Raw genomic sequence first — 12,235 nt, 5'->3', positions numbered from 1 at the left:
GCCGGTGCCGGGGGCGAAGGAGGTGAGTGGCGAGATGGTCGATCGTGACGAACCGACAGGTGCGTTGGTCCGGCCGTACGCCGTGACCCGTGGTCGCACCCGTCCCCGGCTCGACATCGCCCTGGAGGCGCTCGTCGAGACGACGGTGCGCGGTCGCGCTGCTGCCGGTGGCAACGGCGGTCAGGGCCGGGAGCACCAGTACATCGCCGCGCTGTGTGACGGACGTGTGCAGTCGCTGGCCGAGATCGCGGCGCGGATGCAACTCCCGCTCGGTGTGGCCCGGGTGCTCATCGCCGACATGGCGACGGACGGCCTGGTCGCGGTCCACGAGCCGACCATTCTGGACGACTCGGACGACGCGGTGGGCACTGAACTGCTGGAGAGGGTGCTGAGTGGACTTCGCAGGCTCTGACATGTCGCAGCGGCCGCCTGCCCCGAACGGGCGCGTGACGTCGGCGAAGATCGTTATCGCCGGTGGGTTCGGCGTCGGCAAGACGACGCTGGTCGGCTCGGTCTCGGAGATCACGCCGCTGACCACCGAGGCCATCATGACCTCCGCCGGTGTGGGCGTCGACGACACCCGGCAGGTGCCGGGCAAGACGACGACCACGGTGGCGATGGACTTCGGCCGTATCTCGATCGACCGGGATCTGATCCTGTACCTGTTCGGTACGCCCGGTCAGACGCGGTTCTGGTTCATGTGGGACGAACTGGTCCGGGGCGCGATCGGTGCCGTGGTGCTGGTCGACACCCGCCGGTTGGCCGACTGCTTCGCGGCGATCGACTTCTTCGAGCACCGGCGGTTGCCGTACCTGGTGGCCATCAACTGCTTCGACGGGATGCAGTACCACGACCCGCAGGACGTCCGGGACGCGTTGGCGATCTCGACCGACGTCCCGGTGGTGGCCTGTGACGCCCGTAACCGGGAGTCGACCAAGCACGTGCTGATCTCGCTGGTCGAGTACGTCCTCACCATGCGGCGGTCGCGCGCGGTCGCGCCGGCCTGACCGGCTCCGACGCGCCCGGTGGCGGCCCCTGGCCGTTACCGGGCGCGTTCGCGTTCCCGGCGGTGATCGCGGGCGGGTCGTGCGACCGCTGTGGGGCCACCTGGGCGACCTCGATGCCCCTGGGGTCACCAGGATGCGGACGCGGTGCCGCACGGTCGGTACGACGACGCTGGCCCGGCCGGAAGAACCGGGCCGGGCCAGGGTGGAACCAATCAGACTGTCAGGACCGGTATCCGGCGGAGCGGAACTCGTACTCCCGATCGTCTTCCCGCTCGGTCGGGTCGCGGCTGAAGTCCCAGCCGCCGGCCGCCTCACGGCCGGGCCGGCCGCCGACGGCGAAACCGCCGATCTCCTGCCCACGACGCCAACCCCGGAAGTAGCCGGTGGTGTTCTCGGCGAGGCTCGCGGCGTCCCGGACGATCCGCAGCGGACGCTCCTCGCGCAGCGGCGAGCCGGGAACGAGGTTGGCCTGGGGGACCCGTTTGGGTAGCCCGGCCGAGGTTTCCGCACCTACCGCCGGCTGGGCGACCTTTTCGGCGGCCTGCCAGCCGGTGTCCGCGGTGGACGACCACTCCAGGTCGCTCTCGTCGCCGTGCCCGACGAACCACGCCGACTTCGCCTGGGCGAAGATCAACAGGTCGCCGTCGCCCTCGTCGGAGACCGGTGGCGGGCGGTGCTCCATCGGCGCGGGACGGCGTTCGACCGGCTCCGGTCGCCGCTCCAGGCCCGGCCGCTCGCTGCGTGCCGGCCGCTCGGGCCGGTCGAGAAGTTCCGGCCGCTCGGACCGCTCGGGCCGGTCCAACCGCTCCGGCCGGTCGAGACGCTCCGGCCGGTCCAGGCGTTCGGCCCGCTCGGGTCGGTCCAGGCGGGCCGGACGGTCGACCCGGGTGGGGCGGTCCAGATGCTCCGGCCGGTCGAGGCGCTCGGCGCGGTCGACCCGGCTGGGCCGACCGGGACGGCCGGCCTCCTCCCGGTCGACCAACCGCAGCGGGGGAGTGTCCAGGTGCGGATCGGCGGGGGCGTCCAAGCCGTCCCGCAACGCCCGGTCGGCCAGCGGTGGCGGCTCCACCAGCCGCAACATCGGCGGCTCCGGGGGCAGGTCGTCGGCCAGCCAGGGCGGGGTGATCCGGCGTCCGGCACCCGGGTCGGCGGGGGCGTCGCCCGCCCGCCCGGCCCGCTCACCATAGGCCGGCACCACCGGGTTGTTGGCCGAGCTGTCGCCCGGATTCTCCGGGTTGTTGACCAGGGGCCAGTTCGCCCGCGAACCCGGCGCAGCGGTGGGCTCCGGCTCGGGGCGGGTGATCGGCACCGGGACGTTCAGGTCGGTCGCGCTGAACCCACCAGTGGGCGTCGAGAGGGCGCCGGTGGTCTTGGGCCGGGGTGGGATCACGGTGCGTTGCCGCTCGGCCCGTGCGTTGTTGATCGCGGCGGTGGTCAGCGTGGGCCGGAACGGCTCACCGGCCTCGGCGGGCGGCACGTTGCCGCGCTGTGCCGGGGCGATCGGGGTGATCCCCGGAGGAGGCGGTGGCGGAGCCGAGACGGGCCGGTTCGCCGGGGCGTCCATCCCGCGCCGGATCGGCGGAATCATGGTGGTCGGCGCGTCCGAACCCCCACGCCGGCCCGGCGGCATGCCCTGGTCCGTACGCGCGGGTGGTGCCGAGGTCGGCAGGTTGGCGGCGGCAGCCGGGGTCACCGGTTGGGGGGCCACCGGCGGTGGGGCGATCGGGGCGGGGGCCACCGGCGGGGGCCCGAGCGGTCGGGGCGCGGCCGGCATCGCCCCGCCGGGGACCGGCTCGGGACGGCTCCGCCGGCCGGTCGGTACCGGCGGGGCCGGCTCTGCGGTTCGGACCGGCCGCAGGCCGGGACCGGTGCCACTGATGCCGGTCAGCTCGCCGACCTGCTCGCCCCGGCGGGCGGCAGCCCGGCGGCCGGGCATGGGACTCGGGGCGCTGACCCGGGTGCTGAGCGCGCCCACCAGGGCCTCGCAGCCGGCGTCACAGGCGCGCACCGCAGCGACCGACTGCCGGACGGTCTCGGCGACGGCGGACGTGAGCGCCCGGTTGACGGTGGCCCGGCGCGGGGTCTCGGAGATGGCGACCCGCAGCGCGGTGACCGCCGCCTCGATCTCCCCGGCCTCGGCCACCCCGTCGGCGGTGAGGTGTGCGGTGACCGCCTCGGCGGCGACCGACATGTCGCGGCCCCGGGCCGCCGTGCCGGTGAGCATGTTCGGCTCGGGCAGCGCGTCGAGGACGGCCAACGCCACCGGATCAGCCGGGTCCGGGTACGCCCGCAGGGCGGCCGGATACAACTCGCGGAGCACCTCGCGTAGGGCCACGGCGGCGGAGTGCCGGCCGCTGGACAGGGCGGCGTGCGCGGCGAGGACCTGCTTGAAGCCGGCCAGGTCCCGGGGAGCGGGCAGGGTGACCGCGGAGAGCGCGCCGGCCTGGAGGGCGCGGGCCAGGCCCACCGCCCGCCGCTCGGCCGGCGCGGACTGCATCTCCTCCAGGGAGTCGTCGTCGGCGAACCGCTCGGCGAAGTCGTCGACCGAGTCGTCGTCGGCGATCGCCAGTGGACGGCCCGCCGCGCTCAGCAGTGAGGTGACCGTGTGGTCGTCGCTGTCGGCCGCGATCGCCACGCCGCTCGGCCCGCCCGACCGTTCGACGAGCAGCGTGACGAGCTGGGCGTAACCCGCCGCGTCGTCGCTGATCTCGTAGACGTGCAGCAGACGGCCTGCGTCGTCGACCACGGCGGACGTCAGCGTCGATCCGGCCGAGGCCGGTCGGTCGGCCGGATCTGCCGAGGCCAGACCGCAGTACACGCGCACGAGCGCCACGGCGTCGTCCTCCTCCCGGGACACAGGTCTATTCTCTGCCAGCCACTGATGCTCCCCGTTCGGGGTCAGTCGCGCCAGTCCACGACGGCAGAGATCTTGCCGACAATGGTGCGCCACCCCAAGCTTGCGGTCTGGGCACCGATTTTCTTCAGCCGCCTACGGCCGAGAAATCCACCGACTCCGCCGTTGACAGAAGCGCGCAGCGCCTCGTCGAGATCGTCCAGGCTGGAGCCGGCCGAGAGCATGTCCAGCACGGCGGGTAGCCGCAGCGCGTACGACAGGTCACGGGCGACCTCGCCGGCCTCGATCAGCAGGGTCGGGTCCCACGTGTCGTGCCCACCGCGCAGGTTCTCCACGACCAGGTCGAGTTCGTAGGTGTCCTCGTCGCGCGGGGCGATGTCGGCCGGCTCCACCCGTTCGGACAGTTCATTCCAACCGTCCAGTTGAGACAGGTCGTTGGGTGCCCCGGAGCGGATGAAACTGACGAGCGACTCGGGCGTCTTGAACAGCAGCAGCCGGCCCTTGTGGCTCAGGAAGACCGGCACCTCCTCGTCGCCGTCGGTGTCGTCGTCGGCATCCGCGTCCTCGTCGGCGTCCGAGGCGTCGGTGTCGTCGTCGGCGTCCGAGGCGTCGGCGTCGAGGGTGTCGGTGCCCTTGCCACCGGCGCGCTTGCCGTCGCTCACGCCCTTGCGGTCCGCGTCGTCCTCGTCCTCGGCGGAGAGTGCGGCGAACTCCTCGTCGAGGATCACCACCTCGTCGTCGTCCTCGGCCTCGACGACCTGGCGGCGGGCCAGGAAGGGGTCGTCCTCGTCGCGCTCGGCGACGTCCGTCGGGGTCAGCTCGCGTGCCGCCCGGTACGCCCGGAGGGTGAAACCGGTGCCGGCGGGCAGGGCGATCTCGACCGGATCGATGCTCAGCTCGTCCCAGAGCGAGCGGTCGGCCGGGCCGGACTCCACGTCGGGCCCGGTCGGCCCATCGGTGTCGCCGAGCTCGGGTTCGTCGGCGTCGGGCCGTTGGGGCGACTGGCGGGCCACGCTGACCTCCGTGTGCGTCGGGTTACCCACTCGGCGGCATGCGGTCGCCGAGTGACTCTGGGCACATACCCTAATGGGCGGCCGGCCGTGGGCCGACCCCGCACCCCGGCGAGGCCCGGAACCCGTGCCTGCTGGCGGTCCGGGCAGCTGACAAGTAGCGTTGCTACGTATGAAGGCTCAGGCGTTGCACGGCCACCTCGACGCCCTGTTGCTGGCCGTGCTGGAGCAGGGCGAACTGCACGGCTACGCGGTCATCGAGGCGCTGCGCGCCCGCAGCGCGGGCCAGCTCGATCTGCCGACCGGCACCATCTATCCGGCGTTGCGTCGGTTGGAGCGGGCCGGTCACGTGGCCAGTTCCTGGAGCACGGTCAACGGTCGGGAGCGGCGGACGTACCGGCTCACCGACTCCGGTCGGGCGTCGCTGGCCGGCGAACGGGCCGGGTGGCGCGAGTTCAGTGCCACCGTCGGCCGGTTCCTCGACCCTGCCGGCCCGCCCGCCACGCCGGCCTGACCCCGCAGCGTCAGCGGGTGGCGACCAGCCAGAAGCGGGTGGCCCGGAAGAGCGCGAAGTGGGCGGCACCGGCCAGCACCGCGCCGACGATCATCGGAGGCCAGGTCAGGGCGGCCTCCCACAGCGCGATCGACCAGCCGAAGAGGGCCACCCCGGCGACCGCGCCGAGGGTGAGGGTGCCGGTCAGTCCCCAGCCGAGCAGCCGGTTCACGGATGTGCCGGCCCGACCGCGACGGGCCGCCCAACGCCCGGACACCAGGGCGGCCAGCGCGACCGCGGCCACGGTCAGCCAGATGCCGTGCATCGATCCGGCGAGCACCTGGTAGCCGGCGGGCGGGGGCGGCCCACCGCTCCAGCTCGACCCCTGCCAGGTCAGGTCACCGCAGGCCGCCAGCAGCACGGCGATCACCAGCGCCCGCCGGGCCAACCCGCGCAGCGTCCCGGCGGCCAACTCCGCCTGGTAGGCCGGAGCAAGTTCGGCAGGCGAGCCGAAGTCGACCACGGCCCGTCGTTCGGCCTCCCGCGCCGGCAGGCCACCGTCCCGGTACGCCTCGGCGGCGTCGTCCAGCGCGTCCCGTACCTCGCGGATGAGCTCGGTCCGTAGCCGCGTCGGACCGTGCAGCCGGGACTCCAGATCCCGCAGCCGCTCGTCGATTCCTACCTCGTCGCAGGCGCGCATGGCATCACCCTGCCACGACCGGGCGGGCCGCGCGTCGGGGAGATTCCCGGACCCGGGCTCCGGTGTGGGGCGGCTCCGGGACGCGGGCCGGGGTCGGCTCGTTCAGGGCGTCAGCGTCAGGTATCCGCGCTCGGCGGCCTCCTGGAGCACCCACTGGTCCCGGTACCAGCCGGCGGTGGTGACCAGATCGGCGTGCCGCCCCCGCTGGATGATCCGGCCGGCGTCCAGGACCACGACCTCGTCCATCCCGGACAGGCCGCTGAGCCGGTGGCTGATCAGCAGCACGGAGTGCCCGGCGGGGGTGGCTGCCAGCACTCCGGCGAGTACCGCGTCGGCGGCGACCGGGTCGAGACCCTCGGTCGGTTCGTCCAGCACCAGGACGCCGGGCGCGGCGAGCAGTGCCCGGGCCAGCGCGAGCCGCTGCCGCTGCCCGCCGGAGAGCTGACCGCCCTCCTCGCCGACCATGGTGTCCCAACCGTCGGGCTGGTCCGTCACCCAGTCCAGCAGGCCGGCGGCGCGGGTCGCCGCGGCCAGCTCGGCCTCGTCCGCGTCGGGCCGGCCGAGCAGCAGGTTCTCCCGCACCGACGCGTGGAAGACGTACGCCTCGGCGAACAGGCCGCCGATCGCCCGGGGCAGCTCCTCGGGCGGGTACGCCGACACGTCCCGACCGGCCAGGGTGACCCGGCCGGTGTCGGGTCGTACCGCCCCGGTCAGCACCGCGGCCAGGGTGCTCTTGCCGGCGCCGCTCGGCCCGACGACCGCGATCCGGCGGCCGGCGGGCAGGTCGAGGTCGAATCCGGCGAGGGCGGGCGCGGCCCCCTCCCGGTACCGCACGACGACCCCGTCGAACCGCACGTCGCGCGCCGCCGCCCCCACGCCCCCCGGGCCATCGGCGGCCACCAGGCCGCCGTCCCCCGGAGCACCGCCGTCCCCCGGACCACCGGCGACTGCCGGGCCATCGGCGGCCCCCGGGCCGGCCGCGCCGGTGGGGTCGTCGAGCAGGGCGGCGACCCGGGACAGGCCCGCGCGGAGCTGGGTCCACTGCCGCGCCGCGCCGACCAGCGCCAACGTGATCTCCACCGCGGCGAGGGTGCCGACGGCGAGCACCCCCACCAGCACCCCGGCCACGTCGGCGCGGAGGGCGGCGAGCACCACCCCGGCGGCGGTCAGTCCGGCCACCAGCACCCCGGCCGCGTCCACCGCGAATCCGGTCGCGGCGAGCCGGCGCTCCAATCGGGCCAGCCGGTCGGCGCGGCGGGTCGCGGTCCGCAGCGCCTGGCCGGTGGCCCCGAAGGCGGCCAGGTCGGCGGCACCGTGGGTGAGGTCGACGGCGTCGGTGGCGAGCGCCCCGCGCAGCGGTGCCACCTCGTCGGCGGCCCGGCGGGTCAGCGCGGTGGCCAGCACCGGCAGTGCCACCCCGGTGACCAGCAGCCCGACCGCGAGCACCCCGGCCGAGGGCAGCGAGATCAGGGCGGCCCCACCGACGGCGAGCACCCCGACCAGGGCGGCTGCCGCCCCGGGCACGAGTACCCGGAGCAGCAGGTCCTGCACCGCCTCGACGTCGGAGACCAGCCGGCTCAGGGCGTCCCCGGTGCGCTGGCCGGCCGGGGTGGGCCGGGCGGCGAGGGTGGCGAAGACCCGGGCCCGGACGTCGGTGACCAGGCGGAGCACGGCGTCGTGCCCGGCGAGCCGTTCGGTGTAGCGCAGCACGCCCCGGCTGACCGCCAGCGCCCGGACGGCCACGATGGCGACCGTCAGCCGGTCCAGCGGTGGCTGGCCGGCGGCGCTCATCAGCAGCCAGGTGGCGGTGGCCATCAGGGCCAGTCCGGCGAGTTCGGTGGCCGAGGCGAGCAGTCCGGCCCCGAGCAGTCGGCCCAGGTACGGCCGGGCCAACCGCAGCACCACCCGCTCGGGCCGCGCGGCAGGGACGGGTCCGGGGTTCATCGGCGGGCCTCCCGCGCCAGGGAAGGGGCGGGTCGGGTCGGCGTGACGGAGGCGGGTCGGGCGCTCATCGGCCGGCCTCTGCGGCCGGGGTCAGCTCGGTCACCCGCCCGGCGGCGACGTGCAGGACCCGGTCGGCGTCCGCCAGGAGGGCCGGCCGGTGCGCCACCAGCAGGGCGGTGCGACCGGCCACCAGCCGCCGGGTGGCCGCCAGGACGATGGTCTCGCTGGCGGTGTCCAGCCGGGCGGTCGGCTCGTCGAGCAGCACGAGCGGGGCGTCCCGGAGGAAGGCGCGGGCCAGGGCGACCCGCTGCCGTTGACCGCTGGACAGCCCGTGGCCGCGCTCGCCGAGCAGGGTGCCCAGCCCGTCGGGCAGGGCCGTCACCACGTCGTCCAGTGCGGCGTCGGTGACCGCGCGGGCCAGGGTGGCGTCCGGGGTGTCGGGGGTGCCCAGCCGGATGTTGTCGGCGAGCGTGGCGGCGAAGAGGTGGGCCCGCTGCGGCACCCAGGCGATCTGCCGACGCCAGTCGTCGGGGTCGACGTCGGCCAGGTCGACCCCGGCGACGGTGATCCGGCCGGCGGTGGGCGTGACGAAGCCGAGCAGCAGGCCGAGCAGGGTGCTCTTGCCGGCGCCGCTCGGCCCGACGACGGCGATCCGTTCGCCCGGTCGGATGGTGAGCGTGACGTCCCGCAAGGCGGTGGTCCGCTCGTAGGCGACGGTGACGTCGGTGAACACGATCTCGCCCGCCCCGGACGGCGTGCCGACGCGTGCCCCGACCCCCGCCGGGCCGGCCGGCACCCCGGCGGCGGGGCCCCGGGCCGCCGCGCCGGCCGGGCCGGTGGTGACGGCGGAGACGGTCAGCGCCTCGTCCAGCGCGGTGAGCCCCTCCATGCTGGCGTGGAACCGGCTGCCGGCGGCCCGCAACGGCAGGTACGCCTCCGGGGTGAGTAGCAGCACCAGCAGCGCGGTGGCCAGGGTGATGCCGCCGTCGAGCAGCCGGATGCCGACCGGCACCGCGACCAGCGCCACCGACAGGGTGGCGACCAGTTCCAGCACCAGCGCGGAGAGGAAGGCGATCCGCAGGGTCTTCATGGTGGCGACCCGGTGCCCGTCGGCCATCCGGCGGACCACCTCGGTCTGTGTCCGGGCCCGGCCGAACGCGCGCAGGGTGGGCAGCCCGGCCACCATGTCGAGGAAGTGCCCGCCGAGCATCGACAGCCGCCGCCACTGCCGTTCGGTGGCGGCCTGGGCCTGCCAGCCGAGCAGCGCGCCGAAGACCGGGATCAGCGGGATGGTGAGCACGATGATCAGGGCCGAGCTCCAGTCGGCGAAGACCAGCCGGGCCAGCACGGCGGCCGGCACGGTGACGCTGAGCACGAGCTGGGGGAGGTAGCCGGTGAAGTAGGCGTCCAGCGCGTCGAGGCCGCGCCCGGTGAGGGTGGCGAGCTGGCCGGCCCGCTGGCCGGCGACCCAGCCGGGCCCGTGCCGGCCGACGGCGGCCAGCAGGTCGGCGCGGAGGGTGGCCTTCACGGTGGCGGCGGCCCGTGCGGCGGCGGTGCCCTGCCCCCAGGTGACCAGGGCCCGACCGCCGACGGCGGCGACGAAACCGGCCAGCGCGGTGGTGTCCAGCCGGCCGTCGATGGCGGTCGCGAGCACCGTGGCCAGGGCGGTGGCCTGCGCGACGACCAGCAGCGCGGTGAGCCCGCCGAGGGCGGCGAGCACGGCGAGGTCGCGCCGGGCCGCGGGGACCCGGCGCAGCAGACGCGGGTCGAAGGGACGGCGGTTCACCAGTACACCGGTGCCCTGCCGTCGGTCCGTCCCCGGAACACCCACCAGCACATTGCCTGGAAGCCTAGTAGGGCCGGCAGGAGGGGCAGCAGCAGCCAGCCCAGCAGCTGCAACGTCGGCCCGCTGGCCGCCGCGTCGGTGACGCCGACGGTGGCCGCCGGGTCGACCGTGGAGACCAGCACGGCCGGCCAACGGGCCACCCCGACCAGCGCCACCGGCAGCGCCAGGGTCGTGCCGGTGGCGGCCAGGGCCACCCCGGGTCGGCCCCGGTGCAGCGCCGCGCGGGCCGCAACCAGCGCCCCGACCAGCGCCACCAGCAGCAGTACGGCGGGAAGCGGCTGGCTGGTCGCTGCGCGTACCCGGTCGGAGAGCAGGCCCAGCGCGGCGGCCGTGGTGACGGCGGCGAGCGACCCGGCGAGCAGTCGGCGGGCCAGCCGGGCGGTCACCGGGGCGTCGGCGGTCGGCAGCCGCAGGGTGAGGAAGGTCGCACCGTGCGCGGCGACGAGGACGAGCAGGGCGAGCCCGGTGGCGGCGACGAACGGGGTGGCCAGGTGGCTCTGCCCGGCGACGTGACCGTAGGTGTCGATCGGCAGGCCCTGGAGCAGCCCGGCGAGCAGTGCGCCCCAGCCGAACACGGCGAGTGCGCTGCCGACCACGACCACCCGGTCCCAGCGCCGGCGGTCGGCCGGCCCGGTCGGCCGACTGCGCTGCTGCACCCCGGCGGTGACCAGGATCACCCCGGCCAGCGCTGCGGCCACGGCGGGGTAGTAGCCGGAGAGGAGTTCGCCCTCCAGGGTGGGGAAGACGCCGAAGAGGATGCCGACGGCGGCCACCAGCCACACCTCGTTGCCGAGGAAGAAGGGGCCGAGCGCGGTGAGCCCGGCGCGGTGGGCGGCCGGGGTGTCCCGTCGGGCGAGCAGCAGCCCGACGCCGTAGTCGTAGCCGGCGAGGACGAGGTAGCCGGCGAAGAGGAGGCCGAGCAGGGCGTACCAGAGGAGGGGCATCGGGGTCCTCTCAGGCGAAGGCGCGGGCCGGCCGGGGTTCGTCGTCGTCGAGGACGCCGGGCGGGCGGCCGAGCGCCGGGTCGGTGGCGCCCCGGGCGGCGTGCCGGGCGAGCAGCGTCCAGTTGGTGACGGCGAGAGTGCCGAGCAGCAGGCTGAAACCGATCAGCGAGGCGAGCATCAGGCCCGGGTCGACGTCGGAGACGGCCCGGTCGGTGGGGAGCAACCCGTACGCGGCCCAGGGCTGCCGGCCGACCTCCCGGGCGAGCCAGCCGAGGATGACTGCGACGAAGGGCAGTGGCAGGGCGCACAGGGTCAGCCAGAGCGGGAAGCGCAGCCGGATCACGAGGTCCCGCCAGAGCAGCGGCAGCAGCAGCCAGACGCAGCCCAGGGTGAACCCGATGAGGATCATGAAGCCGAGCCCGACGTTGGACAGCACCGGCGGGGTGTAGTCACCGGGGCCGAACCGGGTGGTCCACTCGGCGATCCGGGCGTCGGCGGTCGGGCCGGCGTCGAACTTGGTGGGTTGCAGGTCGCCGACCGGGCCGAACTGGGCGAAGCCGAACCCCTGCACCAGGCTGACCGACAGGGCTGCGGTGACCAGCCCGATCCGCAGCGAGGTGCGGTGCAGGGCGAAGTCGGCGGTCCGTCGGATGAGGTGCCAGGCGCTGACCGAGGCCATCAGCATGCCGTCGGTGAGCAGGCTGGCGGCGATCACGTGGCCCAGCGCCATGCCGAGGGTGGGGTTGGTGAGCAACGCTCCGAAGTCGGTCAGGTGGGCGACCCCGTCACGCACCCGGAAGCCGACCGGGTGCTGGAGCCAGGCGTTCGCCACCATGATCCAGAAGGCCGAGGCGTACGCGGTGAGTGCGACCCCCCAGAGCAGCGCCAGGTGTACGCCGCGCCGCAGCCGGTGCCAGCCGAAGATCCACATGCCGAGGAACGTCGACTCCAGGAAGAACGCCACGAGCGTCTCGATCGCCAGCGGGGCCCCGAAGACGTTGCCGACGTAGCGCGACAGCCCGCTCCAGTTCAGCCCGAACTGGAACTCCAGCAGGATGCCGCTGGCGATGCCGAGCACGTAGTTGATCACGTAGAGCTGGCCCCAGAACCGGGTCAGCCGTTCCCACTGCGGGTTGCCGGTGACGAACCAGGCGGTCTGCATGCCGACCAGCAGGGTGACCAGCCCGAGGGTGACCGCCACGAAGAGGAAGTGGATCGAGGTGGTGGTGGCGAACTGGAGGCGCGCGAGGAGCAGGGTGTCCATGACCGCTCTCTAACGTAGTCCCGCTTTTCGTAGGCAGCCTACACGTAGCCCCGCTACCTATACATCCGCACGGCATCGCCGCCAACTCCGGCGGACGGGACGGATCAGGCAGGCAGGGCTGGATCGGCGGGGCAGGGCGCAGCCGATCCAGCCGGGTGGCCGCCGGCTGCGCG

General features: G+C 74.9%; 10 protein-coding genes. 3 read left to right on the top strand and 7 right to left on the bottom strand.

Going from position 1 to position 12,235, the window contains the following annotated elements; genetic code table 11:
- Positions 1–34: 34 nt before the first annotated feature.
- Positions 35–412, top strand: coding sequence for a DUF742 domain-containing protein (locus JQN83_RS19880; protein ID WP_088643989.1), 378 nt, complete (start codon positions 35–37; stop codon positions 410–412).
- A 1-nt stretch (position 413) separates the two neighbouring features.
- A complete protein-coding gene (locus JQN83_RS19875; protein WP_088643912.1) occupies positions 414–1,007 on the top strand; it encodes a GTP-binding protein in 594 nt (197 codons plus the stop codon).
- A gap of 220 nt (positions 1,008–1,227) precedes the next feature.
- Here the strand turns inward: JQN83_RS19875 and JQN83_RS19870 are convergent, their stop codons facing one another.
- Both JQN83_RS19870 and JQN83_RS19865 read right to left on the bottom strand, forming a co-directional pair.
- Positions 1,228–3,864 carry a transposase gene (locus JQN83_RS19870; protein WP_208568635.1) on the bottom strand — a complete coding sequence of 879 codons (2,637 nt, stop codon included), beginning with the start codon at positions 3,862–3,864 and terminating at the stop codon, positions 1,228–1,230.
- A gap of 41 nt (positions 3,865–3,905) precedes the next feature.
- Positions 3,906–4,904: a SatS C-terminal domain-containing protein gene (locus tag JQN83_RS19865; RefSeq protein ID WP_208568634.1), complete on the bottom strand. Its 999-nt coding sequence runs from the start codon at positions 4,902–4,904 to the stop codon at positions 3,906–3,908.
- A gap of 139 nt (positions 4,905–5,043) precedes the next feature.
- Here JQN83_RS19865 and JQN83_RS19860 point away from each other — a divergent pair, with 139 nt between their 5' ends.
- Complete coding sequence (locus JQN83_RS19860) at positions 5,044–5,385, top strand: PadR family transcriptional regulator (protein WP_208568633.1); 342 nt, start codon at positions 5,044–5,046, stop codon at positions 5,383–5,385.
- 10 nt (positions 5,386–5,395) lie between these two features.
- Here JQN83_RS19860 and JQN83_RS19855 read toward each other — a convergent pair whose 3' ends face one another.
- From JQN83_RS19855 to JQN83_RS19835, 5 genes are all read right to left on the bottom strand, one after another.
- The gene (locus JQN83_RS19855) at positions 5,396–6,064 is read right to left on the bottom strand and encodes a permease prefix domain 1-containing protein (protein WP_208568632.1); all 669 of its coding nucleotides are present in this window, start codon (positions 6,062–6,064) and stop codon (positions 5,396–5,398) included.
- A 102-nt stretch (positions 6,065–6,166) separates the two neighbouring features.
- Positions 6,167–8,008 (bottom strand): thiol reductant ABC exporter subunit CydC, encoded by a 1,842-nt coding sequence (cydC, locus tag JQN83_RS19850; RefSeq protein WP_208568631.1) that lies wholly within the window; start codon positions 8,006–8,008, stop codon positions 6,167–6,169.
- A 64-nt stretch (positions 8,009–8,072) separates the two neighbouring features.
- The gene (cydD, locus tag JQN83_RS19845; protein ID WP_208568630.1) at positions 8,073–9,794 is read right to left on the bottom strand and encodes a thiol reductant ABC exporter subunit CydD; all 1,722 of its coding nucleotides are present in this window, start codon (positions 9,792–9,794) and stop codon (positions 8,073–8,075) included.
- On the bottom strand, positions 9,791–10,798 hold the full coding sequence (locus JQN83_RS19840; protein WP_208568629.1) for a cytochrome d ubiquinol oxidase subunit II: 1,008 nt from the start codon (positions 10,796–10,798) through the stop codon (positions 9,791–9,793). The genes cydD and JQN83_RS19840 overlap by 4 nt, the downstream gene beginning before the upstream one ends.
- Before the next feature lie 10 nt (positions 10,799–10,808).
- Positions 10,809–12,062: a cytochrome ubiquinol oxidase subunit I gene (locus tag JQN83_RS19835; protein ID WP_208568628.1), complete on the bottom strand. Its 1,254-nt coding sequence runs from the start codon at positions 12,060–12,062 to the stop codon at positions 10,809–10,811.
- Positions 12,063–12,235: the final 173 nt, after the last annotated feature.

Source organism: Micromonospora antibiotica (assembly GCF_017599305.1).
Taxonomy (GTDB): domain Bacteria; phylum Actinomycetota; class Actinomycetes; order Mycobacteriales; family Micromonosporaceae; genus Micromonospora; species Micromonospora antibiotica.
Note: the sequence above shows the minus strand (reverse complement) of the source record. Positions and strands in the feature narration are given on the sequence as shown.

Bases quoted from the DNA above. Each gene is read 5' to 3' on its own strand.
- JQN83_RS19855 (WP_208568632.1), bottom strand. From the start codon at position 6,064: ATGCGCGCCTGCGACGAGGTAGGAATCGACGAGCGGCTGCGGGATCTG.
- JQN83_RS19880 (WP_088643989.1), top strand. From the start codon at position 35: ATGGTCGATCGTGACGAACCGACAGGTGCGTTGGTCCGGCCGTACGCC.
- cydC (WP_208568631.1), bottom strand. From the start codon at position 8,008: ATGAACCCCGGACCCGTCCCTGCCGCGCGGCCCGAGCGGGTGGTGCTG.
- JQN83_RS19835 (WP_208568628.1), bottom strand. From the start codon at position 12,062: ATGGACACCCTGCTCCTCGCGCGCCTCCAGTTCGCCACCACCACCTCG.
- JQN83_RS19840 (WP_208568629.1), bottom strand. From the start codon at position 10,798: ATGCCCCTCCTCTGGTACGCCCTGCTCGGCCTCCTCTTCGCCGGCTAC.
- JQN83_RS19860 (WP_208568633.1), top strand. From the start codon at position 5,044: ATGAAGGCTCAGGCGTTGCACGGCCACCTCGACGCCCTGTTGCTGGCC.
- JQN83_RS19875 (WP_088643912.1), top strand. From the start codon at position 414: ATGTCGCAGCGGCCGCCTGCCCCGAACGGGCGCGTGACGTCGGCGAAG.